This is a genomic window from Maribacter confluentis, from assembly GCF_030505015.1.
In the GTDB taxonomy this organism is placed as follows: domain Bacteria; phylum Bacteroidota; class Bacteroidia; order Flavobacteriales; family Flavobacteriaceae; genus Maribacter; species Maribacter sedimenticola.
Genome location: NZ_JAUKUC010000001.1, coordinates 1,441,119 through 1,466,246 on the forward strand (window position 1 = coordinate 1,441,119; position 25,128 = coordinate 1,466,246).

Genomic DNA, 25,128 nt, shown 5'->3' on the forward strand with positions numbered 1-25,128 from the left:
ACGGTCCACGGGCTTAATCATTAGGTTTGTGTATTTTTATGATGTCCGCAAAATCTTTTGAATTTTGTTTTATAGTGAAACAAAGAAAAAAAATTCGCTATGTGAGTGGTGGAAAGTAAACGCCAGTTTGCCACTGTACTGTTCATAGCTCCAAACGTAATTTAAGAACGCCACCAACTGAATTAAAAATTCTATGAAATATTTCTCTTTAATTCTGACGTTTTTATTTGCTTTGAGTTGTAATGATCCAAAAGGGAAAATTAATAGTACTGCATTTGAATTATCTGAAATACCAGAGTATTTATATGGATGTTCGTGCCTTTTTTCAAAAACTAAAGAAGAATTTGAATCGGGAAAATATATATACTTTGATGACTTTGGAGACAATTGTTTAATCTCAATTGACAACAAAATTGTTTTTCTCAAACCAAATGGAAATAACTACAGCAATGCGTATTTTACTGCTTACATTCAAAATAAAATACAGATTGACGAAGGGTATGAGAGTACATCATATAATGCGGAACTGATTCTAGTTGATAAAAAAGAAAACAAACAGATTTATAACGTTTATGGACTTTGTGGTTGTTGACAAATCTGAAATTAAAAAACTACACACAACAAAACCGAAACGCAATCCGGACTTTAGGGTAAAACCGAAAGGTTTGTGATGTTTATAAAGTCGCTAAATTGAAAATTACGCATTCGCGAAATATTTAAATTAACTTTAGAAAAAAAAGAAAAAGCAAAACCAAAAGCTTTAGCTTCGTGCGTAGGCGGAAACGAAAAGTTTCCTTACCTCCGCACTACGCTTAGCCCAACCGTTACCTGCAAGCTAAAAAAATGCTGAACTACGATAAAATATATCTGATTGGGGAAACACATTCCAGTCGGCCATTTAGAGGAGAAATTGACAAGTACGATTTGGCAGAACCTGAAATTTCTCGCGGAGAAAATAAAGTGTCTGAAATAGTTTTTGTCAAACATTCAATGGGCGGAAAAACTCTTTATGATGTTATTTGGACAACTAATGCGTTTCCACTTATCGTAAGTGATAGAGTAATTGAATTATTTAAATCAAACGGAATTACGGGTTGGCAAACTTATACCGTTAAAATCTACTCAAAAAAGAATGAGCTTATCGACCAAAAATATTATGGACTAATAATAACTGGAAGATGTGGATATCAAGATTACTCTCAGAGCTCTATCGTAATGGACAAAATTGGAATTACGACCGAACCGCATGCAAAAGGATTTTATTTTAAGGACAATTATTGGGACGGAACGGACCTATTTATGTGTAAAACAGATGAAAATGGGGAATCAACAATGTTTAGGTTCTGCTCCCAAAAAGTAGCCGATTTAATAAAAAAGGAAAAAATAAAAAATTTATCACTTAAAAAAACAACTGACTTTTCATTGTCAATTTCACTTTACGACATCAAACTTACTGATAAACAGAAGTTCGAAATGGAAATATTAAAAACCAGCAGGAAACACGGTGTATAATTAATTGCGGGCGGACATTTTTCGTTGGAAAAACCCACAACTTATCATATACAAACCGCTACATATCAAATATTTAAACAAACCTTCTGAATGTCGTTTTTTGACAAACTAAGCAAAACTTCAAATAAAAGGTAGCGTAACTTAAACGCCCCGCAACACTCCGCAACAAAACAATCAGTGAATTTCAGCAGTTTATACAAAAACTCAGGTTTTTGTAAAAGAAAATACCTATACTTGCAATACAGATAAAGTACTCTCCCCCAACTACTTAAGCGGAATTAGTTTTTATAAATTGGATATTGGTATTGGTGATTATATATCTCTACAGGGCAATATATAATTACCGGTAACTGTATATACTTCTTGGTAGCAAGCAAAAAAATGAACATATCTATAGCTGAAAAAAAAGCCCTCAAAGCAATATTAGAATTACAAAAATCTTGCTATGTAGAAGAAGCGGAACTATATAATGATTATTCAATTCCTCAGTTGACTCAAAACTTAGAATCGATTGAACTTGATTATGTAAACGAAAAAATCTTAAAAGTTGAATGTGATGTAAAAATAGTAGGTTCGGTTAGAGGTTTTTAGAATCTAACACTTTTAAAATTTGCAGTTAAATTGTTGACAAGGATTTTCGAAATAAAGGATTAGGCAAACTATTAATGAATCAGATTATAAAATGGGTTTGAGAATGCAAATCGATACGAATTATTCACTGGACACAAAAGTGTTAGGAACATATTTTTATATAATAGACTTGGATATACCAAATTTCGTAAACAATGGATAAACTAGAACTTATTTTTCTTGAAAAATCTAAGGACTTGGACAAATGAAAGTAAGCTAGCTATTAACAACATGTACAAAACATAATCAAACATAAAGACCAAGACAATGAAAAAATTAATCCTAATTGCAAGTTTGTTGACAAGCATTTTAGCACAAGGTCAAGAATACACATTTATTTCTGATGGTTTAACATTACTACCCATGCAAGAACTGGTAAAAAAAGAACCACCTGCAGATTTTGAACCAGTTTATTATGAGGATGGAACACAAGTAGCCTTTAAAGAAGTGTTGCCACTAATAATGGACCAAAAATTAATACCACGCATGTTTGTTAATGAGAATGGAGAATATAAAGCGTTGGTCGTTAAAAGCACGCTTAAAAATGAAGACATAAGAATTGTATATGAAAATATTCCTGAATCATTAGCGAAGTCAGGTTATTCATTTGGAAACCCTGAGAGTGACACGGTAATCATAAACATAGATGGTGGTCCTGAAAATGATCTTAAAACGTATGTGTTTGAATTTACATTTAACGTTCAAGGTGGAATTGATGAAAACAATTATTTCTTGATCAATATGCGTGAATCACAAACACTTTACCCAGAGGAAACGGAAAAGCAAGAAATATCTTGGGATCAGGCAAAAATGTATAATGCTAAAACGGCCAAAACACTCAATGACCTTATAGGTTTCTTTAAATCGCAAAATAAAAAAGTTTACGTTGTGGGTGGTTCTTATGGTTCATTTGTGGGCTTAAAATCCATAGTTGATTATAAAAATACCGCAGATGGTTATTTACTTATGGTTGGCAGATTGGATATGACACAGGAGGTAAGTAATGCTTATTCAAAAGGATTAAAAGCAACGTTTGAAGAAGATGCTGTAACACCCATAATAGGTGAAAAGTCTGACAATATTTACACGGTAAATATGCGAAAAATAGCTTCAGCATTGAGCAGAGATGAAAAATATACCGAATTATTAAAAGACACCGACCTCTCAAATGTCATCTACATTTACAGTGAAATTGACCAAAGCGTTGGTAAACTAACAGAAAAGGAAATAGCATTCCTCAAATCTAAAAATGCTGAAGTAGTAAGCGTCAAAATTAAACACGGAAAATATTTTGAACTACTTCTAAAAGAAGGACTGGCAATGTTGTTAGATGATTAAGAATCATAAAATTATGTTTTACAATAATGACTATATGTAGTTGCTTGTGCTCTCCTACCCCTAAAAGCCCTCACCCATTTTCAGTTTGGTATGTACTTGCAATCTTAAGTGCCAACCCTCGCAACTACTCATCGTCGAGACAGTTACCTACCAAATAATGAAATGAACGTTCTGAATTTAGCTTCTGATAAACTAAGAAAAGCATCCTATAAAAGGAGCGTAGCCAAAAAATGCACAACCACACTCCGCAACAAAACAACCTGTGCATTTTCTACAATTTTATAGAAAAGTATAAGTTTTTGTAAGGGAAAAATCTTATACTTGCAATACAGATAAAATACTCTCCCCCAACTACTTAAGCGAAAATAATTATAGGTTCTGGTGATTATTCACTTTAATATCGATGGATATAGTTACTGGTATTTATATACAATTGTTGCAAGTAATTTAAAGACCACGACCATTATGAAAAATCTAATAATACATAGTATTGTATTTTCACTGCTATTACCGTTTTTTTCATGTAGTGAAAATGAGACAACACAACCACCAGAAGAAACTCGCTCAGCAAATAAGGAATTGCTGAATCTTGTATTAGCGTATAATGATGTAGACTACTCCACGACCATATCCAATTCTACTGTAACCAATAATTCAGCATTTCCTTTTCCTGCGGAACAGGTATTCCTGAAATCATTTCAAATATCACAAAATGCAACAATCAATCTAACCATTAATCAATCCTTTAATATAGCCGAGGGCCCTTTTAATATTATTGTCACCGCAGAGGACGGAAGTAATCAAAACTATTCTTTAAACTTGACCAAAGATGAGGGATTAGGAATAAGCCCTAATAGTAACATTGAAAATGGCAGTTCATATTCACTACAAAGTTCTAATGTGTATGTGGACGGAGCACAGTTAACCCAAGATTTTGATAGGTTTCATTTAAAAGCATATTCAGATTTTAATAATGACGGAAATATTGATGTGCTAATTTCAAGTGGACTATTCCAAAGTTTTGACTATTCCCCAATTAAATTATATCTGGGAGACGGTACAGGATTTAATACTGACTATTGCGAATGTGGGGGTTCCTGTTCCGGATTTTCATGTTCTAGTTTTACAGAAATGCCAAATGCACTACCAAGTGGTTATGAAGGGCTGCAGCATCCCAGAAAAATATTGACCGGAGATTATAATGGAGATAATCTTATGGACGCTTTTATCATTGGACATGGATATGATGCTTATCCTTACCCAGGGGAATCACCTATTCTACTTTTAAATAATGGAAATGGTTTTAACTATCAAAAGCTAAACAATATATCAGGTTTCTTTCATGGTGGCTCTTCTGCAGATTTTGACAATGATGGAGATTTGGATATATTTATTAATGGAGTTCCAAGCATAGAAGAGTCCTTATTTTTAATGAATGATGGTTCTGGAAACTTTTCAAGTACAACTGAATTTATTGATGAAGAGTTTCATCATAACACAAAATATTATACTTCAGAATTCATTGATATTGACAAAGATGGGTTCATTGATCTATTATTGGCCGGTCATGAACACCAAGGAGCAAATTCCATTATTTTGTGGGGTAATAGTTCTGGTAAATATTATGGGGATTTAAGTAGTACAATTCCGCAAGTAAGCGGTTATAATATTGTTGTAGATATTGATGCTATAGATTTAGATAATGATGGTGATAAGGATTTAATCTTAAACAGAGTTGATTCCAATAACTTTTACCAAAACTATTATATACAGGTTGTTGAGAATGAAGGAGAGCATAAATTTTCTGATTGTACAACTACTTCTATCTCCAACAACACAGGAACCAATTGGTTCATTTGGGTGCATATTCAAGATTTAAATAATGACGGTAATTCAGATATTTACCTTGAAAATGACCATCTGGATAATCTTAAATGGTTTGGAGATGGCAATGGAAAGTTTAATTAAAACTACTTGCTAAATTGGCCGTATAACTTTGGGGCAAACGTCATAAAACGAGCGTATAAACATAAAAACAAAGGTAGGGTGCCTAACCGATAAATAAAGGAATAAAATCTGCAACTGAACGTATTTAAAACCGTTGGCAACAAACTCAAAAAAATAATGAACTTCAATATTTTAAATACCAAATTCCGATTAGAAGACGATAGGGTTTTATTACTCCCTTTTGAAAATGAAAGGAATGAGGAACTAAAAAAGATAATCTTCGTAGACGAGATTTGGGAATTTATGGGCATGACTATGAATACTGAATTGGAATTCGATAATTATATAGCCAATACGATTAAAGACAAAGCAAACGGAATTTATTATCCCTTTTTAATTATTGATAAAAAATGACCAAAAACACCAAGTTGTAACATTTTATATATTAAAACGTCCTACAGTCACAAAAAAGTTATTTAAGATGAAAGACTTTGAGGTCAACATAAAAATTAAACTTGCGGCTCTTTGGATCGCTGCAACATTTTGTTACTTGTACGGAGATTATTTTGAGTTATATACCCCCGGTAAGGTTGAAAACTTGATTAGTGGTGATCATGTTTTAAATTCCCCAATGTCACTATTTATAGCCTCTTTGATTATGGTCATCCCTCCATTAATGGTTGTTGCTTCAATAGTTTTAAAACCCAAACCGAATAAGTGGCTTAACGTTGTTTTTGGAACAATTTTTACGATTATGATGGTACTCATTGCATTTGGAAGTTTGACCCCTTGGTATAGTTTTTATGTCTTTCTAGCTTTAACAGAAGCGTTATTGACAGTTCTAATTGTTTGGAATGCACTTAAATGGCCGAAAGAAAATAAATATACCAGCAACTAATAATGTTCACGAAACCATAGCCGCCCATTGGAAAGCTACGCATCATGCACTATTGGTTGAAAGCAATTTAAGAAACCCGCCAAAAAAATAAAGTTGTTAAGATAAAATGAATCTAAACGAATACTTAGCTAACCGACTAAAGGAAATTTTTACTGAAGGAAAATGGGTTTTAGGTACAAATTTCAAAGAACAAATCATTGACCTTGATTGGAAACAAGCAACTCAAAAAATAGATGACTATAACACTATTGCTGATTTGACCTTTCATATAGATTATTATATAGCTGGCGTGAAAAAAGTGCTAAAAGGCGGATCACTTGATATACGAGACAAATATAGTTTTGATTACCCACCCATAAAATCTGAACAAGATTGGCAGAATTTAGTGCGTAAGTTTTGTCTTGACGCAGATGAATTTATTGAACTTGTTGAAAACATGTCAGAAGAAAAACTATTGTCGGACTTTATAGATAAACAATATGGGACTTATTGCCGGAATATTGACGCTATGATTGAACACTCATATTATCATCTCGGACAAATCATACTCATTAAAAAACGGATTCAATAAAAACTATATAAAGCGGAGCGTAGCCTAAACGCCCCACCAAACTCCGTAACTTAACAACCCGTGCATTTTCTACAATTATACAGAAAAGCGTAGTTTTTTGTAAGGGAAACTTATTATACTTGTAGTACCGACCAAAGTATACCCCAACTACTTGATTGGAAATAGTTTATAAAAATTAAGTAGGCACTGGTGATTATATACCTTGATAGAGCAATATATAGTTACTGGTAAGTATATATACTTGTTAGGGGCAATTTGAAAAAAAACTTATGAGAATAATTTTACCATTTTTGATGATATTTATTATTGGGTGTTCCAATCAAAAGAAAGAAAGCGGAACAAAAACCCAAATCAAATCTGATTTAGAAAAATATGATGAATTAATTTGGAGTGGAATGCTTCATTTTAAGGATAAGGACTATGTGAATTCATTATCAAATTTTCAAGACGCATTTGAAATTAAATCTGATGAAAATGTGTCAGATTACTTTTATGCTGCAGCTTCTGCTTTAAACCTAAAAAAGGATAAAATTGCAAAAGAATTAATTATTACCGCAATCAAAAAAACAGATGCATCAGAAAATTATTTCGACAGTTTTGATGAATTTAATCCGTTCCGAGAAAAACAACTTTTTGCAGAAATAAAAACTCATTATTCAAAGTATAAATCCGACTTTGTAAATAACCTTAAACATCCAAAGATATATAACGAAATTAAGCTTTTAGCGCAAAGGGACCAGAAAGTTAGAACTGATGGAAGTAGCGTTGAAGAAATGCAAAGAATTGATAGTTTAAATATTAAAAGACTAATTGAAATAAACAAAGAATATGGTTGGTTTGATAAACAATGGATATTATTATGGCACCATAGAGGAATTCATCGAGATAGTAATTACGTTTGGAATTATTTTAGACCTTTGATTAATAAAAAAATTGAGAAAGGCGAATTGAGAAAGAGTTATTGGGCTAGTTTCGATGATGAAAAATCAATGTTTAGTGAAGATGGTGTTCAAATCTACGGAACGTACTGGAATAATTATGACCAATTTCCTATTCAAAGCATAGATAAAGTTGATAGTTTGCGAAAATCCATAGGACTTCCACCATTAGCATATATGGAAAAGGTATATAATGTGGAATTACCGAAAGATTACGCAGAAAAACTGCCCCTAACAATGTATATAAAAAATAGCGTAAATCATTGATAACACTATGGTTTAGGCGTTTTTTAGAAAGTCGCCAAATTTTTAAATTTGACGATTTCCAAAAAAAGATAAATAGTAAAATTTTAAAATTCGGCTTGTGTTAGTCCGAAAAGAAATCGCTTATTTTCAGCGCTACTGTTCATATACGGAGCCGTTGTGTGAAATTTGAAAAAAGCTATATTCATAACATTAATATTGGGAATTCTGATTTCTTGCAAACAGAAAAAAGAACCAAAACAGGCGGAAAATAAACCGACTGAAATTCCTGCGTGGAAAATTGATTTAGACACAATTTTGGAAAGAAATAATCCCAAAAGTCTTGACTTAACAAAACATCAACTTTTTATCGACACAACACGAAATTCGGAGATTTACGAAAAGTTAATTAAATGGAAACCGAATCAAATGGTTAATGATGAAATTTCTTTTTACAAGAAAGAAATTTCAAAAAAACACAAACTCAAAAAAGTATACTTAAAGGGATTTCCAAGACATTGGATTAGTTTAAAAAAGTTGAATAACGAATTCGTGATTTACAAACCTTGTGACGGAAATACGCCATCATACCAAATCAATGAAAATTCTGTTCTTTTCTTTCATCAACTTGAAGCAGATGCTGACTTAATATCTGAATTGAAAAAATTGAGAGAAAACGAAATCGCTTTAGAATTAAATACTATTCCGCAGAAAACTAAATCTGAAAAAGCAGAATTAACAATAAAACCGACTGAATTTAAAAACGTTTATGAATTGACATATAGTTTTGATAAGGTTGTAAGTAAACAGTACGTTACACCAAACGATAAAGTGACGGAATTTGATATAATTGTAAATAATTGTCCGACAATGAAAAGAATGGAATTTAAAGGATTTGACAAAGATTAGCGGTATAAAAACGTGTGGCAACAACATGTATAATTAATGGCTAGTTCTCGCTTACCGACAAAAATCCTCGCGGATTTTCTATTCAGTTTTTATTTGCTAATTTAGGTGCTAAATCACGCAACTAATCTTATACATATGCGTTAGCTCCAATTATGAAAAAGCTACTTACACTTTTCATTGTACTCTTGACAAATAGCTTATTTGCTTGCGTGTGTATGCGACCTTCTCTCATGGATTTAACTGCAAAAGCTGATTTTATTGCTACTGCAAAAATTCTTAGCGTAAACAAAGATTCTGAAAATGAAGATATTCATAACATTCAAATAGAAATACTAGAATTATTCAAAGGCCCAAAAGTTGACTCACTTAAATTACATAGTCGTTTGAACAGCAGTTGTGGATTTTATACACCTATAAACACAACGTGGTTAATATTTGCTTATCAAGAAAAAGGCGGAAAGTTATCTTTTGGTTATTGTTCTGGGTCAGAAACGATGAGTAAAAAATGGGATTCAGAATTACATTCCAGAAAATATTCTAAAGCAGAGTTGGATAAATTAAATGCTAGTTACTTGGATAAAGTCAAATCAAAAATTGAGGTACTTGAGTATTTAAGAGAACACAAAATAAAGCCAATCAATGAGTTTGATTTGAAGCCTCATTTTATCGACGACTGTATACAGAACATTAGGGGTTTTGATGAAAAAACAGAACGTTTCTCATTGTTAGAATTGACAGTAAACGAAGACCTCTCTATTCAAAAGGTTTTAGCTTTAAAAGAATTTGAAAATGAAGAATTAGCATTGAGTTTAATGGAATGTGTAAAAAGCAAAATCCTTGTATCGGCAGGAAAAGATAAAGCAATACCTAACAAATCAAAAATGATAATTGAACTTTATTATTACCCTGCTAATGGGAAAATGGCAAGTTTTATTTCACAGTATTTCCTGTAAATAACTGGTGCTGACACAACCTAAACGTAATGCGGACTTTAGGGTAAAACCCAAAGGTCTGTGTATATTTATAAAGTCGCACAATCTTTGGGATATCGCTTTGGAAAAAAAAGAAAAAACAAAACCAAAAGCTTTTGCTTAGCGCATAGCTGGAAAGCCGTAGGATTTCTGCGTCGCACTAATCAAAGCCTAAACGTTGTCTACAAGCTGAAACAATTAAAAGAACCTTATGAAAAATTTAATCATTCTACTTTTTCTTATGCCAGTTGTATTAATGGCACAAGATAATTCTTTGACAATATTTAAATCATTGGAAAATTACACTTGGAAAGCAGAAGGAACATGGGGAGATGGAAGCAAATTCAAACAAGAGATAAGTTTGAAATTTTCATTAGACAACAAAATAGTTATAGTTGAATCCTTGGGATTCACGAATAAAGAACAAACTGAATTCGGTTTAAGAAATCACGGAATTAGACAATATGACGAAAAATTAAAAAAAATAAGGTTTTGGGAGTTTGATGTTTTTGGCAATCTAACAGAAGGAATTGTGGAGAGCGAAGAAAAAAACTTGAAATACATGTATGATTACGGAGGAACATTTGTTACGGAAATGTGGATTTATAAAGATGAAAAAACATACGACTTCATTGTAGGAGTTTATGAAAATGGAGAATGGACACAAAAATTTCTTGAAACTGAATTTATAGGTAAACGTAAATAAAGCCAGACAGCCTACAATGATTATAAGTAATTGCTTGTTCTCGCCTACTTTGGAAATTCCTGCAGAATTTCCAACTTGGTGTATACTTGCAAAAATAAGTGATAACCCACGCAACTACTTATAGCCAAAACCGTTAGCGCTAATATAAAAAATGAGAATAACATCTATAGCAGTATTTTTAATTCTCTTTATTTCTTGCAAAGAAAACAAAGGAACCAATACTCTAAATAAAGAGCAAGCGGTAAATAAGCACATTATAAAACCAGAATTTCAATCAATTATTGATTCTTCTGATGTTAAAGGTTCAATATTGATTTACGATTTAAACAAAGACATTTATTATTCAAATGACTTTGAATGGGCAAACAACGGAAATTTACCAGCATCTACATTCAAAATCGCAAATTCAATTATCGGACTTGAAACTGGTGTGATTGAAAATGATAGTGTCATATTTAAATGGGATGGGGAAAAAAAATGGTTGAAAAATTGGGAACAAGACCTAATTCTTAGAGATGCTTTTCAATTTTCCTGCGTTCATTGTTACCAAGAAGTTGCAAGAAAAATTGGTTCAAAAAGAATGAACGATTATGTATCCAAACTTAATTATGGAAATCTAGAAATTGACTCTACCAACATCGATAAATTTTGGTTAGAAGGAGAATCAAGAATAAGTCAAAAGCAACAAATAGAATTCCTGAAAAGGTTCTACAATTTTGAACTTCCTATTTCCAAAAGAACTGAGCGTATAATGAGGAATATTATGCTCATTGAAGAAACTGACCAATATATACTTAGTGGAAAATCTGGTTTATCAAATAATAACGGAGAATATAATGGTTGGTTTGTTGGTTTTGTTGAACTCAAAAACAACACATACCTATTTGCCACAAATTTAGAGCCTAAAAATGAGTTTGATTTTGATTCTTTTATTAAAAAAAGGTTGGATTTAACTCTTCTTGGTCTTAGAAAATTGAATGTTCTGTAATAAATACTGGTGATAACAATGCCTAAACGTAAGTATAAAATAGTATAACAAACCTTCAAAGTTTCGTTTTTGACAAACTAAGAATAATCACCTATGAAGGGGAGCATAGCTTAAACGCCACACCACACTCCGTAAAAAAAACAAGTGTATTTCCTAAAATTTTACAGAAAAGCGTAAGTTTTTGTAAGGGAAACTTCTTATACTTGTAGTACCGACCAAAGTTTACCCCCCTACTACTTTAGTGGAAATAGTTTATAAAAGTTATATAGGTATTGGTGATTATATCTCTTGATAGGGCAATATATAATTACCGGTAACTATATATACTTGTTGTACTGCATTAGAATAAGCACTGCTCAAACAAATGAAAGTAACTGAACGAACAATAAAATTTCTAGGAAAAACCCTTTGTGGGGACAATCATATACTGCCTTATAAAACAGGTCAAGAGTTAGTCGACTTTTTCGTTGAATTTGGAGCAGATGACCAATATGGTGAAGGTTTTCCAAGTAGATGGAGATATACAGAAGACAAAGTGAGACAATTCAACGGCACTCAAGAATTAAAATTGATAATAGAGAACTCGGTTGACCCAAGAGACTTAATGGAAGCAGGTGCTGACCTTGAAAAACTTGATGACATAATTAAACCAATCAATGATTATTTAAGATTTGACGGGTTCGAATTGAAGAAAGTTGGTGACTTTTTTAAAGTCTATGACTCAAAGGGAATAATCGTTGAACCTGAAACTGTTAAAGGTCTTAATCATGAATTCATTCAAGAGCAAATAACAAAATGTCATTATAAAATTGACCAAGGAGATTTTAATGGGGCAATTACTAATGCTCGAAGTTTGGCAGAAGCTGTGATGATTGAAATAATTGAACAGCATGAAGGAAAAGAAATCAAGAATGATGGAAAGCTTGAAAATCTTTATAAACAAGTAAAGAAAATTCTAAACTTGACCATTGACCCAAAAAAATTTCCCCAAACTATCATTCAAATTCTTTCCGGACTAGATTCGATTACAGGAGGTTTGGCAGGACTTAGCAATAATTCAGGCGATAGACATGCCAATAAATTTAAAACTATGAAACATCACGCCAGATTAGCGGTGAATTCGACCATGACATTAGTTGACTTCTTATTAGACAGTAAAGAATATCAAAAAAAATAACGCAGTACAACAATGTACATGACGATCATGCTCCTAAAGTCGCACGACGCATGTACTAACCGTTGTGGTGCATTTAGAAATCGAGATTCAACAAACCAAAAGGTATAATTTAATACCTTTGCAAACAATATGAAATACCCATTAGAAAACTTAACAGATACTGAATTTGAAACCTTAGTCGCATTAATTTGTAGCGAGATTTTAGGAACTGGTACTATCGTTTTTTCTGATGGTAAAGATGGCGGAAGGGACGCTGAATTTAAAGGAACAGCTAATAATTTTCCTAGCAAATCAAAACCTTGGAGCGGTAAAATTATTATTCAAGCAAAACACACTAATAGAAACAATGCAAGTTGTTCAGAAAGTGACTTTCAATCAATTCTAAAAACAAGTGTTATTCCAGCTATCCAAAAATTAAAAAAGAAAAATGAAATAGATTATTACTTACTTTTTACAAACAGAAAACTAAGTGGTGTTCAACATCCTAAAATTGAGGACATTTTTGATACAAAAACTGGAATTGAGAATAGAGTGATTGGTTTAGAGCAAATTGAATTATGGATAACTTCACATCCTTCAATTGCAAAGAAATTAAATCTTAACAAACTACTTTTACCTCTAAATTTTGATGAAAATGATTTAAGACTTATCGTAAATTCTTTTAGCAAATTAGACAAGAAAAAAGGAGAGTTATCAAAAATTCCCGAAAATCGTGATATTGAAAATAAGAACAAATTAAACGCACTAAGTAAAGAATATTTTGACAACGTAATCAAAAAAAATCTAATCTATTTTGGACAGATAAGGGCATTTCTAACAGACTCAATCAATAAAGAATATTTAGATAAGTATGAAAATACTATCGATGATATAAATGCAAAAATTATTGTACACAGAACTGATTTTGAAAAATTTGAAATGATATTAGAGTTCTTATATGACTTCATAGTTGAAAATAATACGGAGTTAAAAAATAAACGTAGATTGGTTCGATTATTTCTGCACTATATGTATTATAACTGTGACATTGGAATTAATGAATAAATTATGCTAACACCAACAAAACATACCAACATTAAATATTCTGTAATTTATATTGCAGGAAAAATTTTGGGCTTCCTAAAAAAGGAAACCTTAATAAAGTATGAAGATTTAAAAGAAATGTTAGTAAGTGAAATTGGAATAAATGCAAAAAACAATATCGATTATTCTTTAACATTTTTATTTTCTATTGGCAAAATTGAATATTTGAAAAACATTGACGCGATTACGTTAATCAACAACAATAATGAAGATTAGTAAAATATATTCTAATAAAAATTTCAAAAATATTGAATTTAATGAAAAATTCAATGCTGTTGTTGCGTTCATAGAAAGTGATAAGAAAGATGACACACATAATTTAGGTAAAACTTCCCTAATTAGAGTTATTGATTTTTTACTCTTATCAAGTTATAATAAGAATACAGATAAATTATTAGGTAATAATCTTTTTATTGGTCAAGATTTTTACGGAGAATTTAAACTAAATAACGGAAAGTATTTAGTCGTTAAACGTTCTATAAATACCGCTACTAAAATATCTTTTAAACTAAACAACGCTAAATTAGATAGTTTCAAATTTGATATTGATTGGGATGAAGAATTAACATTAAAAAAAGCGAAAGCAAAATTTAATAAATGCTTAGGTTTTAATGTTTTACCAAATTGGGATTACAGGAAATCAATAACCTATTTTTTAAGAAGTCAACAAGACTATTTAGATGTTTTTAAATTAAACAAATTTAAAGGCAAGCATAAAGATTGGAAACCATTTGTTTTTGATTTACTTGGTTTTAATGGAACTCTAATTTTAGAAAAATTAGAAATTGAAGAGGAAATAGATGACTTAAAGAAAAAAATACAAACTTTAAGGTTAGAAGCACAAATAGATACTTCTGAAAAAGACAGATTAGAAGGGCTTTTAGAAATAAAAAAAATTGAACTTTCAGAGATTAAAAACCAAATAGATAAATTCAATTTTTTTAAAGAAGATATTCTTACAAACAAGCAACTTGTTGAAGAAATAGATATAAAACTTCAGGCATTCAATACTGATAGGTATCGAATTTCATATGAAATTAACAAAATAGAATCTTCATTGTCTGAAATAAATGATGATGTTGACGATAAAGAAATCAATAGTCTATTTGAAGATGTAAACTTGTATTACCCTAAGCAATTAAAAAAGGAATATGACGATTTAATTAATTTTCAAAAATCCTTAACAACAGAACGCAAAGAGTATCTTTCTGAAACTTTAAGTCTGTTGAAAGTTGATTATACCATATTAAACAAAAGTATTAAAGAGATTGAATCACAAAAAAGTGACTTATTATCTTTATTAACTGAAAAAGACAGTTATTTTAAATTTAAAGAGTATCAGAAAAAAACAATTGGTATTGAGGTCGAAATTGAGCGTATTAAAGATAAATTAAAAGCGATAGACAGCACTTTAATTTTAGAAAATGATATTAAAGATAAGCGAGAAATAATAAATGATAAAATTTCAGAATTAAAGAAATCTTTAACTGAAAGAAAACACTCAAATATTAATAAAGTTTTTAACTCTATCATTAAAGAAATATTAGATACAAATGCTCTGATTTCATTGAAGTTAAACAATCAAGGGAATGTTGAATTTAACGCTGATTATCAAAACAAAACTGATTTATTAAAAACTTCTGAATCACAAGGGACAACTTATAAAAAATTACTTTGCGTTGCATTTGACTTATCGCTATTAGTTAATTATTCTGATAAATCATTTTACAAATTTGTTTATCACGATGGAGTTTTAGAAGGTTTGGATGACAGAATTAAAATTAGATATATAAAACTAATAAAAGAGTTTTGTGAAGAATATGACTTACAATATATAGTCACTTTAATAGATTCTGATTTACCGAAAGATATGCCTGATTTAATTGAAGATAAAGATATTTGTCTAAGACTGAATGATAAAGACAACTCTGGAAAGTTATTTTTGAATAGTTTCTAAAAAAACGACACCACAACACCGTATATGATTAATGGCTAGTCCTCGCCTACTTACGAAAATCCTAGCGGATTTTCTATTAGGTTTTTATTTACTAAATTAAGTGCTTAAACACGCCACTAATCATATACAAACACGTAAACCATCTAACCCCATGATATATCTCCTAATAGGTATAAGCATTTTATTCATAATCATCGGTTTTCTCGTAACAGAGCGTAATGCACAATATGTTCTTTCTGGGTACAATACCATGAGCGAGGAAAAAAAGAAGCAATTCCCCATAAAATCATACCTGCAATTTTTTAGAAATTTCCATATCATTTTAGGAGCCTCGTACTTAGTCATAGGGTATTTGTTGTTTCTTCTTAACGAAAATATATTCCAGGTTTTTCTTCCCCTATATCCTGTTTTGGCCTACCTCTACTTCAATAGAAAAAGTGGTAAATTTTTAAAACAGCAAACACCTTAGCAACAAAACAACCAACCAAACATACCCAAATCCCCAATCAGCAGCATTCCTTGCCCATCCCCCTACATTCCGCTATCTTTAGCTATATCCCATCACATCAAAAAAAATACGGTCATGAAAAATTCTCTATTGCTACTTCTATTTTTGGTTCTTGCCCATGGTACGCTACGGGCGCAACAGGACCCGTTTCTTAAAGATGCCATAGAGCGCTTGGAAAACTCCCGTAGCTACCTGTTGCTCATTGCGGAAATGATGCCAGAGGAAAAATATGGGTACAAGGCTACCGAGGAGTCCCTAAGCTTTTCGGAACATTTTATGCACATAGGTTTTGCGCTGGACTGGCATAGCCAGTCGCTCATTGGTGGTAGGGAGGCACGAATATACCAAACCGATACTATTTTTAAACCTGCCCAAAAGACCAAGGCACAGATGATGGCACGTTTGGACCAGACCTTTACCGAGGCCATAACCCTATTACAGCAGGTAGACCCCACGGTACTGGAAGAGCAGCTGGACTATTTTGGACTTACGAGAACCAAGCGGCAGATCGTTATGCTCCTGGCGGACCACATTACCCACCACAGGGCCCAAATGCTGGTATCCATGCGGTTGAACGGTCTGGTGCCGCCCCGTTATGTGCTGTACCAATAAGAAAGCTATTCCTGCTTTTTCTTATCGCCGTTCATGAGCATAAGCACAATGCCCACAAGGGCAATACAAACGCCTGCAAATACAATGATCATGATCACGCCGTTGCTCCAATTGACCAAGGGTAGCTGTTGTAACATCATAGATTCTACTTTTAAGGGTCTAAAAATAACACAGGCCGGCCACCTAGGATATGACCATTGTCAGGAAAAGAAACCGTTTTTAAAATTTGTTCCCGTTCATGGCATAAGAGTACCACCAAACATTGTAGGCTTGGCATGGGTTCTGTATTTTTATAGTTGAATTTGGTAGTATTAAAATGATGGTAGATAAAATTAAGTGTCCCAATTGTGCACACGAGTTTGATGTGGAAGAGGCCCTATCCGGCAAAATGCAGGCGCATTTTAAGGCCGAGTATGAGCGTAAAGTGTCAGAACAGGCAGAAATATTCAACAAGGAGCGTAACAAGCTTGCCCTGGAGAAAGAGGAGTTTGAACGAAAGAAGGAAAAGGAAAACGAGCTTTTTAAGGAAAAGTTGGAGCAGCGCCTTGCCAAGGAATCGGAAAAAATACAGAAACAGACCAATGAAACCTTTGAGCAACAATTGCGTGCCCTGCAACAGGAAAACGAAAAGCGCAAGGAAGAGAACAGGGCCTTGCGCGCCCAAGAGCTGGACCTGCTAAAACGGGAGAACGAACTCAAGGAAAAAGCGGAGGACCTAAAGCTGAACGTACAGAAAGAACTGCTGGAAAAGCAGTCCGTCATAGAGGAAAAGGCCAAGGCCAAGGAACGTGAGGCCATGGCATTGAAGGAAAAGGAATACCAAAAACAATTGGAGGACCAGAAAAAGCTCATTGACGAAATGAAGCGCAAGGCGGAACAGGGCTCCATGCAAATGCAGGGAGAGGTTCAGGAACTTGCCCTAGAGGAACTGTTGAGGAGTACCTACCCCTTTGACGAAATCGAGGAGGTGGGCAAAGGTATACGTGGTGCGGACTGTATACAGACGGTCATCAATTCCCTGCAACAGACCTGTGGGTCCATTGTCTATGAAAGCAAACGTACCAAAAATTTCAGCAACGACTGGATCAATAAATTAAAACAGGACCAGATCAACTGCAAGGCAGACCTTGCCGTGATCGTTACGGAGACCTTTCCACCGGATATGGACCGTTTTGGTGCCAAGAACGGGGTGTGGATCTGCGGATTTAACGAAGTAAAAAGTGTGTCCTTGGTATTGCGGGAACTATTGCTGAAGACCCAATCCATAAAATCATCTGACGAGAACAAGGGCGATAAAATGGAGCTGCTCTACTCCTACCTGACCAGCAACGAATTTGTACAGAACATTAACCGCATCATTGAGAACTATGATGCCATGATCAAACAGCTGAACTACGAGAAGAAAGCGGCCTACAAGAATTTTGCCGTACGGGAGAAACAGATTTGGGGCGTACAGGAAAACATTAACGTGCTCTTTGGCTCCATTAAAGGTATTGCGGGCAACTCCCTTTCTACCTCTACCATCCTTAATTTACCGGATGCGGAGATCGATGATTAACGACAGTACACACGGTGCCGGGCAACCTTGATGTCCTTGTTGATTTTTAAACGGGACCAGCGGTCATTCCTACTAGTTTGAACGCGGCCCTTATACACGTGTACACCACTGGAAACCGCTATGGCAGAAAAGTTTAAAACGTATTTTAGAAGACCATTGTTGAGGATACTTGTTCTCTTGCTGTTCACTTCATCTTGGTCCTGCCAACAGGAGAAAAAAGGGTCCAATGATGAACTATCTACCATGTGGTCGTCCTTTTTATCCGATTTAGCGGCAAGGGATAAGGTGGCATTTAAAAACGCATCGGGCAACGTCATCCGTTGCTATGACTGCCTGGAGAACACCCCTACGGAAAGGGAATACATTAATAGGCTAAGAGATACGGATTCCCTCTGGTACGAGACCATTTATCAGGACCTCATCTATATTACCGTTGATAGTTTTATTGCGAAGGATTATGATATTCTGTTCAACAAGCCGTTCATCAATCTACTTCGCACCAATGAAACAATACAACTAACGGATACTATTGATGATACCATTACGGCAGATATTTTAGTGACCACCACCCCGCCAACACTAAATTTTGAAGGTGCCCAGCACAGTTTTACGTTCATTAAAACCGATGCCGGATGGAAAATTACGGAAGTGGCTACCATACCCTGACCAGTGGGATTTCTTAACGGTCTATCCAACTTTTAAAATGCGATGCCTTTGCCTTGCTCACCACAATACGCTCCGCACAGGGCGGATGCACTTCTACCAAAAGTTTGCTGTTAAAATGGAACTTGATGGTGGTAATGGCTTCCCTTCTAACGATGAACTGCCTATTGGCCCTGTAGAACAAATTGGGGTCCAAGGCATCTTCTATATCCTCTAACTTAATATCCAACACAAAGGACCTGTCCTGAGCGGTTACGGCCTTAACTACGCCCGTATCTATATAAAAATAGGCAATATCCGATGTTTTTATGGGCAACAACTGATCACCGATAGTCACCAGAAAGGTCTGTTTGTAGGACATGGGTTTATGCTGTATGAGCTGCAACAGGCTTTTCATCTGCCCCTCATCCATGCCCGTTTGTTGGCGCTGTGCCTTAAACCGCTCCAAAGCATCCTGCAGTTCCTCCCCATCTATGGGCTTTAGCAAATAATCAATGCTATTTACCTTAAAGGCCTTTAAGGCGTACTGGTCATAGGCCGTGGTAAAGATGACGGGTATGTTGGGCGTTACCTGGTCAAAAATCTCAAAGGACAGGCCATCTGCCAAATGAATATCCATAAAGACCAGCTCTCCGTCATGGGGCTGGGAAAAATAGGCGACCGTGGCGGTTACGGTATCCAGAGTAGCAATGACCTCAATCTCCGGGTCGATCTTGGTCAATAGATAGGACAGGTTATCACTTGCCGCAAGCTCATCTTCCACAATAATTACCTTCATGACTTTTCAATTAAGGGGAGTTCTACTTTAAAAATACCATCTGTTGTGGAAATGACCACCTCCTGTTTCAAAAGCAGTACATAGCGCTTTTTTAGATTGATCAATCCTGTTCCGGTCCCTTCCGCCAAGGTACTGCGCCCACGAATGGGATTCTCCACTATAATCTTTCCGTTGTGCGAATATACCTTTACCGTCAATGGATTGGTAGCGGATATTTCATTGTGCTTAACGGAATTCTCTACCAACAACTGCAAGGCCAAGGGCGGTAACCGGTGACCCAATACTTCCGGGGCAATATCAATTGCAATGCGTAAACGGTCCCTGTACCTTGTATTCATCAAAAAGGCATAGCTTTCCAAAAATTTAAGCTCCTCTTTCAAGGTTACCAAATTGGTGTCACTGCTTTGTAATATATAGCGGTACATATAGGACAGCTTGTTCACGAACTGTGTGGCCTTTTCGTTCTCACGGACCAAGGAGGTCAATGAATTCAAGGAATTGAACAAAAAGTGCGGGTCGATCTGGTTTTTCAGTGCGGCCAGTTCGTTTTCCAGATTCTGTTGCTTTAGCTGTTCGTTCTCAATACGATCATCTTGCCGATCGGTCTTAAGCCTTAGGGATCGCGCAATAAAAAACAATACCACGGACAGGTTGATCAGGGTAAAATTGACGAAGCCAATTTCCCTATGGTCCATTTCCTTGCCAAAACATACGGGGTAAAGCATCCTTATCAGTACAATGACCAAAAGTAATACGAGCACATTTAGTAGCACGACCACCATCCATTTTACAGGGGTCGGCCATTGAAACCTATCAAAATCCACATTGGTATTCAGCTGGATAACGGCCCATGAAAACCCAAAAAAGAAGAGATATCGGTATAAAAAATCGGCCACCCATAAAAACGAGAAATCCATATTACCCTCCATTATGGCATTGTAGAGGTAAATGGTCTTGGGCAGGGAAACCAAAATACCCAAGAGCAATGCCGTCTTGACAATTTCTCCTTGCTTGACCTTGGTAATGCCCATGTATTTGTATGTATCTGTAATTGGAAAAGGTTTTTTCAAATGTACTGTATTCTATAGTGAATTCTTACGAACAATGTACAGGCCCCAAAAAAACTTGAAGACCTGCACAAAAAACTAAACAAACTTCTTAAAGCGCATGCGCGGAAAAGTCTTTGGGCAGATACGCGGCGGTATTGAACCCTAGTTCCACTGGTTCTTCTTGTTCAAATACCTGAAAATCCGCCTCGGTCAAATTGGCACCTGCATAGGCATCAAAACCAATGGGCAAATAATTATAGACCTCAAAACCCAACACTACGGCCTGTTCGTCCTCAAGGACCGTTAATTCATTTAGGTCCGTAAGTTCCGGTTGAATATATGTGCTCATTTCCTGCTCTACGGCCGCAATGGTATCCGCAAAAAGTTCATTGACCTGATGCTCCATTTGGTGGTGTTGGTGTATGCCCTTAAAGGAAAAAAATCCTACGGCCACTATGACCACGACTACTAATTTCTTGATATGTTTCATGATACTTATTTTTAGGTGTACTTATTTTCTATACCCCAAAGGTATTCCTAAAGCTCCCCCAATAAGTATTTATATACCCGAAGCGACCATATTACCAAGTAAAGCAACCAGAGGGCAAAATGAATTTTTCCACATGTCAAAAAACATGCACGTTTATGGCAATAGATTAGGGTTGAACCACATAGGAACCACCTACACCATTTTGTTCACTTGAACCATATCCCTTAACCGGTATGTAAAAAAGGATTTATTTGGAGAACCATTTCCGCACGGTCTCATCGGCCAATTTGTTGTTGGGGGTAAAGGCATTATTGTCCACCCCCCGGTATTCCAAATAGCTCGGATATTTCCACCAAAGGATGCCCTGGCACCAAGGTTCATTCTCTATACCCTGAAAAATGATTTCATAACACCGCTGCTGCATTTCTTGGTTGATGCTTTCATCTGCCTCGGCATGTGGGTTCTTCCAAGGGGCATCTATACTTCTAAACCCAATTTCGGTAAATACAATGGGCTTTTTAAAACGATCGTAAACGGTCTTGATCTTGGTCTTGATGGTATCGAACTTTGCGGCCATTTCCGCATTGGTAGGATTGTCCTTTTTACTGAGCGGATAATATGAATTAAGGCCAATAAAATCCAGGTCGTCCCAAAACGCAATATTCTCGAACTCCTCTCCCCAGTTTGCCGCATAGGTAATCTGGCCCGAGTACAGCCCCCTGGTTTTTTGGATCATTTTTCGCCAGGCATCGGGGTGTAACAAAGTGGCCTTGGTAAATTCTACGCCGATACATAGCGCATCTATATCATAAATCTCGGCTAAAAACGCATAATGCTTGATCCAGCGGTAATAGTGGTCAAAGAACAGCTCCCAATCCGCATCGGTCTGCATATCGATACCTCCGGGCCAACTACCGCCCACAAATATTTGGGGCTTCAGTACGGTATACATATCCATAGTACGGGCCACGGATGCTGCATGTACAACGGACTCGTCATTCTCACCTCCGGCATGGTCGCTAAAACGGAACGCCGTGGGGGTATGGATATCATTGATCCCACTATAGGGTACGATCGCTACAGCATTACTGCCCATACCCTTTTGCTTGCGCAACGATTCCGTTGCCTTACCGGAGCCATAACCGTTGTAGATGTTATACCCCTCATGGGCAAAATTGAAGCCTTTTACGTACGGAAGCGCTTTGACGGGTCGCTTTTCCGGTGAGTGATTGTTTGCTACAGTAAGCAGATAATCTTGCCACTGGAGTTCCAAAAGTTCCAATTCCTTGGGAGTTAGGTCAAGATCGGCATAGGCAGCAAGATATTTTTCCCTACCCCATGTATCCAGCAAAAATTCGGTGAACAGACCTGCCATACAATCGCGAACCAGGGCAGATTCCCATTGAAGAAAATCATTGTCCAACAATTGGGAAACGGTCAAAAAATTGTCAGATGCTATCAATTGCCCCGCCCAATAACGGTACCCTTTCTTCTGCCATGTTTCCGTAAAATATATGGGCAGCCCCTTGGTGAGGATATCCATATTGGAACTTCCCAATTTGCGATGCAACAACAAGGCATAATCCTTACCCGTATGATTACCCTTATACACTTCATTGGCAATGATATGAACCGTATTGCTCAAGGTATCCATATGGGCTTGATCGGTATTGCCCGTCATTAAGCCCTTTTCCTCCATATTGGCATAATAATGATAGGTAATCTTGGAGGCGGCTACCGTACCGGGAACAACATCATTGATGGTGGCGGTCATGCGTTGCATACGGTCCAGGGTTTCCCGGCAGTAGCAACATCCGTAGCATTATTGTGGGCCACAAACCTATAGGATTCCGTATTCAAGAGTTCCTTGGGTCCTTTGGAAAAATCAAAAAAGGTGGTGGCGTCTATCTTCCATTGCGCATCAAAATCGCCTAACACCACACGCTTGGGGCCATGGTACACTTCATAGTCCAAGTTTTGTCTATAAAATCCCTGTCCGCCATTGGTAATCCTTTCGGCAAAAAAGTTGAAAATTCGTGTGGGGTCCGTGCCCGTTATAAACGTAAAGGGCAGTGTAGGGTTCAAGGGACTGGGATAAAAGCCCACCGATAGGAGCGCATTGTCATTTGCTATACTCTTGGCACCGATCTTAATTTTTGCTTTATCCACATAAAACGGAGTATTCGCCAAAAAGCGTTGTAAGACGGCATGCTCATCTATGGCACCGACCATGAAGACTACCTGTTGATGCAAATCTTCCTCATTGACGGATGACGCATTTTTAAAGGTGACCTTGGCACTTCTCCATGATGAGGTCACCTCTTGGCGGGAAAGGGGCTCCAACAGTTCCTTATAGCGTTGTGCCAATAGGGAATCCGTAGTGCCGTAGACCACCATGATTTCACGTTTATCAAAAAAACTACGGCGTAATTGGCGTTTTGTAGGTACGGAATCCAAACCCGTAACATCTGGGGCATGCTCAGCACCGGACATTAACTGAACGCTTGCCATACCCACTGCCAAAAGAGCAATGACCAACGTAACGACAATATGTTTTCTTTTCATGTCTACCTTAATCCCTATTACTTGTTTAAGATAGTGAAAGGATAAAAACCAAGCGACAATACCGGCATATTTAACTATTCCTATAAAAAAACATAGTATTGTTCATTTTAAATCTTTTCTTGTATAACCAAAGCTGTGGTGTAACTTTGATGCGAAACCAAGCTCAGACACATGAAAATTTTGACCCTCCCCCTATTGTTCCTTTGCACGTTTATATCGTGTTGGGGCCAACACAGCCAAACCATAGCCTTACAGAAATTCAATGAACTAAAAGTGTACGATCGTATCAGTGTAAGCCTGGTCAAGGACAACGAGAACAAGCTTGTAATAAGTGGCGAGGACAAAGATGATGTTAGCATTCAGGAAAGCAATGGGCAGTTAAAGATTAAAATGGCGATCCATGAATTTTTGTCCGGGAATACCGTTACCATAAAACTTCATTATACGGAACCCCTAACCGTTATCGATGCAAACGAAAATGCGCGCATCATTTCTGAAAATAACGTACGTGCCGGAACATTGGATATAAAGGCTCAGGAAGCCGGACTAATTATACTCAACCTAGAAGCGACCACGGTACATATTAAAAGTACGACCGGCAGCGAGATCAAACTTTCCGGAACTACCCTAACACAGGATATCCATATTAATACCGGGGGTAAGGTAGATACCAAAAAACTAAAAAGTGAAAATACCGAGGTTACCGTACTGGCCGGAGGACGCGCCGAAATATTTGCCACTGAAAAGGTGACGGCCAAGGTAAAGGCGGGCGGAAACATCATTATTCATGGTAATCCAAAAATTGTGGACCGGGACGATACCTTTGGAGGCGTAATTACTATACTGCAGTAATTATTGCTCTATGCTCTGGGCATGGAAACCCACCAGCTCATTTTCCTGAAATTGGGGCGTGACCTCAATGGGGTTGCAGCAGACCTCACAATCCTCCACATAGGTTTGTTGCCCCACGGATGGGTCAAGAAGCATGGAAACCTCTTCCCAACAATAGGGACATTGAAAAAAATGCTCGTACATAC

At 35.9% G+C, this 25,128-nt stretch carries 31 protein-coding genes; 24 read left to right on the plus strand and 7 right to left on the minus strand.

Annotated features, from left to right (window positions below; translation table 11 throughout):
- Positions 1–193: 193 nt before the first annotated feature.
- From Q2T41_RS06260 to Q2T41_RS06350, 20 genes are all read left to right on the plus strand, one after another.
- Positions 194–592 carry a hypothetical protein gene (locus tag Q2T41_RS06260; protein WP_304435371.1) on the plus strand — a complete coding sequence of 133 codons (399 nt, stop codon included), beginning with the start codon at positions 194–196 and terminating at the stop codon, positions 590–592.
- A gap of 251 nt (positions 593–843) precedes the next feature.
- Positions 844–1,512 (plus strand): imm11 family protein, encoded by a 669-nt coding sequence (locus Q2T41_RS06265; protein WP_304435372.1) that lies wholly within the window; start codon positions 844–846, stop codon positions 1,510–1,512.
- 381 nt (positions 1,513–1,893) lie between these two features.
- Positions 1,894–2,103 (plus strand): hypothetical protein, encoded by a 210-nt coding sequence (locus Q2T41_RS06270; protein ID WP_304435373.1) that lies wholly within the window; start codon positions 1,894–1,896, stop codon positions 2,101–2,103.
- 29 nt (positions 2,104–2,132) lie between these two features.
- Complete coding sequence (locus Q2T41_RS20715) at positions 2,133–2,204, plus strand: GNAT family N-acetyltransferase (protein WP_367186905.1); 72 nt, start codon at positions 2,133–2,135, stop codon at positions 2,202–2,204.
- A 205-nt stretch (positions 2,205–2,409) separates the two neighbouring features.
- Entirely contained in the window at positions 2,410–3,480 is a 1,071-nt protein-coding gene (locus Q2T41_RS06275; RefSeq protein WP_304435374.1) for a hypothetical protein, read from the plus strand.
- Positions 3,481–3,945: 465 nt separating this feature from the next.
- Positions 3,946–5,448, plus strand: coding sequence for an FG-GAP repeat domain-containing protein (locus tag Q2T41_RS06280; protein ID WP_304435375.1), 1,503 nt, complete (start codon positions 3,946–3,948; stop codon positions 5,446–5,448).
- 156 nt (positions 5,449–5,604) lie between these two features.
- A complete protein-coding gene (locus tag Q2T41_RS06285) occupies positions 5,605–5,841 on the plus strand; it encodes a hypothetical protein (RefSeq protein ID WP_304435376.1) in 237 nt (78 codons plus the stop codon).
- A 67-nt stretch (positions 5,842–5,908) separates the two neighbouring features.
- Entirely contained in the window at positions 5,909–6,325 is a 417-nt protein-coding gene (locus tag Q2T41_RS06290) for a DUF6326 family protein (protein ID WP_304435377.1), read from the plus strand.
- 106 nt (positions 6,326–6,431) lie between these two features.
- The gene (locus Q2T41_RS06295) at positions 6,432–6,896 is read left to right on the plus strand and encodes a DUF1572 domain-containing protein (protein WP_304435378.1); all 465 of its coding nucleotides are present in this window, start codon (positions 6,432–6,434) and stop codon (positions 6,894–6,896) included.
- Between the two features lie 269 nt (positions 6,897–7,165).
- Positions 7,166–8,101: a hypothetical protein gene (locus Q2T41_RS06300; RefSeq protein WP_304435379.1), complete on the plus strand. Its 936-nt coding sequence runs from the start codon at positions 7,166–7,168 to the stop codon at positions 8,099–8,101.
- A 195-nt stretch (positions 8,102–8,296) separates the two neighbouring features.
- Complete coding sequence (locus tag Q2T41_RS06305; RefSeq protein ID WP_304435380.1) at positions 8,297–8,986, plus strand: hypothetical protein; 690 nt, start codon at positions 8,297–8,299, stop codon at positions 8,984–8,986.
- A 230-nt stretch (positions 8,987–9,216) separates the two neighbouring features.
- A complete protein-coding gene (locus tag Q2T41_RS06310) occupies positions 9,217–9,939 on the plus strand; it encodes a hypothetical protein (protein WP_304435381.1) in 723 nt (240 codons plus the stop codon).
- A 229-nt stretch (positions 9,940–10,168) separates the two neighbouring features.
- The gene (locus tag Q2T41_RS06315; protein ID WP_304435382.1) at positions 10,169–10,663 is read left to right on the plus strand and encodes a hypothetical protein; all 495 of its coding nucleotides are present in this window, start codon (positions 10,169–10,171) and stop codon (positions 10,661–10,663) included.
- Positions 10,664–10,814: 151 nt separating this feature from the next.
- Positions 10,815–11,651, plus strand: coding sequence for a class D beta-lactamase (blaOXA, locus tag Q2T41_RS06320; RefSeq protein WP_304435383.1), 837 nt, complete (start codon positions 10,815–10,817; stop codon positions 11,649–11,651).
- A gap of 364 nt (positions 11,652–12,015) precedes the next feature.
- Positions 12,016–12,828, plus strand: coding sequence for an abortive infection family protein (locus Q2T41_RS06325; RefSeq protein ID WP_304435384.1), 813 nt, complete (start codon positions 12,016–12,018; stop codon positions 12,826–12,828).
- Between the two features lie 129 nt (positions 12,829–12,957).
- The gene (locus Q2T41_RS06330; protein ID WP_304435385.1) at positions 12,958–13,872 is read left to right on the plus strand and encodes an ABC-three component system protein; all 915 of its coding nucleotides are present in this window, start codon (positions 12,958–12,960) and stop codon (positions 13,870–13,872) included.
- Positions 13,873–13,875: 3 nt separating this feature from the next.
- Positions 13,876–14,127, plus strand: a complete 252-nt coding sequence (locus tag Q2T41_RS06335) for an ABC-three component system middle component 8 (RefSeq protein ID WP_304435386.1) — start codon at positions 13,876–13,878, stop codon at positions 14,125–14,127.
- Complete coding sequence (locus tag Q2T41_RS06340) at positions 14,117–15,868, plus strand: DUF2326 domain-containing protein (protein WP_304435387.1); 1,752 nt, start codon at positions 14,117–14,119, stop codon at positions 15,866–15,868. The genes Q2T41_RS06335 and Q2T41_RS06340 overlap by 11 nt, the downstream gene beginning before the upstream one ends.
- Before the next feature lie 151 nt (positions 15,869–16,019).
- A complete protein-coding gene (locus tag Q2T41_RS06345; RefSeq protein ID WP_304435388.1) occupies positions 16,020–16,337 on the plus strand; it encodes a DUF3784 domain-containing protein in 318 nt (105 codons plus the stop codon).
- Between the two features lie 114 nt (positions 16,338–16,451).
- Positions 16,452–16,988, plus strand: a complete 537-nt coding sequence (locus tag Q2T41_RS06350; RefSeq protein ID WP_304435389.1) for a DinB family protein — start codon at positions 16,452–16,454, stop codon at positions 16,986–16,988.
- A 5-nt stretch (positions 16,989–16,993) separates the two neighbouring features.
- Here the strand turns inward: Q2T41_RS06350 and Q2T41_RS06355 are convergent, their stop codons facing one another.
- The gene (locus tag Q2T41_RS06355; RefSeq protein ID WP_261375001.1) at positions 16,994–17,128 is read right to left on the minus strand and encodes a hypothetical protein; all 135 of its coding nucleotides are present in this window, start codon (positions 17,126–17,128) and stop codon (positions 16,994–16,996) included.
- Between the two features lie 176 nt (positions 17,129–17,304).
- Between Q2T41_RS06355 and Q2T41_RS06360 the strand changes: the two genes are divergently transcribed.
- Complete coding sequence (locus Q2T41_RS06360; RefSeq protein WP_304435390.1) at positions 17,305–18,546, plus strand: DUF2130 domain-containing protein; 1,242 nt, start codon at positions 17,305–17,307, stop codon at positions 18,544–18,546.
- Between the two features lie 120 nt (positions 18,547–18,666).
- Positions 18,667–19,212, plus strand: coding sequence for a hypothetical protein (locus tag Q2T41_RS06365; RefSeq protein ID WP_304435391.1), 546 nt, complete (start codon positions 18,667–18,669; stop codon positions 19,210–19,212).
- Between the two features lie 13 nt (positions 19,213–19,225).
- Here Q2T41_RS06365 and Q2T41_RS06370 read toward each other — a convergent pair whose 3' ends face one another.
- From Q2T41_RS06370 to Q2T41_RS06380, 3 genes are all read right to left on the minus strand, one after another.
- A complete protein-coding gene (locus Q2T41_RS06370; protein ID WP_304435392.1) occupies positions 19,226–19,987 on the minus strand; it encodes a LytR/AlgR family response regulator transcription factor in 762 nt (253 codons plus the stop codon).
- Positions 19,984–21,057 carry a sensor histidine kinase gene (locus tag Q2T41_RS06375; RefSeq protein ID WP_304435393.1) on the minus strand — a complete coding sequence of 358 codons (1,074 nt, stop codon included), beginning with the start codon at positions 21,055–21,057 and terminating at the stop codon, positions 19,984–19,986. The genes Q2T41_RS06370 and Q2T41_RS06375 overlap by 4 nt, the downstream gene beginning before the upstream one ends.
- A gap of 88 nt (positions 21,058–21,145) precedes the next feature.
- A complete protein-coding gene (locus Q2T41_RS06380; RefSeq protein WP_304435394.1) occupies positions 21,146–21,526 on the minus strand; it encodes a hypothetical protein in 381 nt (126 codons plus the stop codon).
- Between Q2T41_RS06380 and Q2T41_RS06385 the strand changes: the two genes are divergently transcribed.
- A complete protein-coding gene (locus tag Q2T41_RS06385) occupies positions 21,525–21,740 on the plus strand; it encodes a hypothetical protein (protein ID WP_304435395.1) in 216 nt (71 codons plus the stop codon). The genes Q2T41_RS06380 and Q2T41_RS06385 overlap by 2 nt on opposite strands.
- A gap of 33 nt (positions 21,741–21,773) precedes the next feature.
- Here Q2T41_RS06385 and Q2T41_RS06390 read toward each other — a convergent pair whose 3' ends face one another.
- Positions 21,774–23,309: a glycoside hydrolase family 113 gene (locus Q2T41_RS06390; RefSeq protein WP_304435396.1), complete on the minus strand. Its 1,536-nt coding sequence runs from the start codon at positions 23,307–23,309 to the stop codon at positions 21,774–21,776.
- Positions 23,297–24,091, minus strand: coding sequence for a hypothetical protein (locus Q2T41_RS06395; RefSeq protein WP_304435397.1), 795 nt, complete (start codon positions 24,089–24,091; stop codon positions 23,297–23,299). The genes Q2T41_RS06390 and Q2T41_RS06395 overlap by 13 nt, the downstream gene beginning before the upstream one ends.
- Positions 24,092–24,262: 171 nt before the next feature.
- Between Q2T41_RS06395 and Q2T41_RS06400 the strand changes: the two genes are divergently transcribed.
- A complete protein-coding gene (locus Q2T41_RS06400; protein WP_304435398.1) occupies positions 24,263–24,943 on the plus strand; it encodes a head GIN domain-containing protein in 681 nt (226 codons plus the stop codon).
- On the opposite strand, the gene Q2T41_RS06405 is transcribed toward Q2T41_RS06400, so the two are convergent.
- Positions 24,944–25,126: a CPXCG motif-containing cysteine-rich protein gene (locus Q2T41_RS06405; protein WP_089260645.1), complete on the minus strand. Its 183-nt coding sequence runs from the start codon at positions 25,124–25,126 to the stop codon at positions 24,944–24,946.
- Positions 25,127–25,128: the final 2 nt, after the last annotated feature.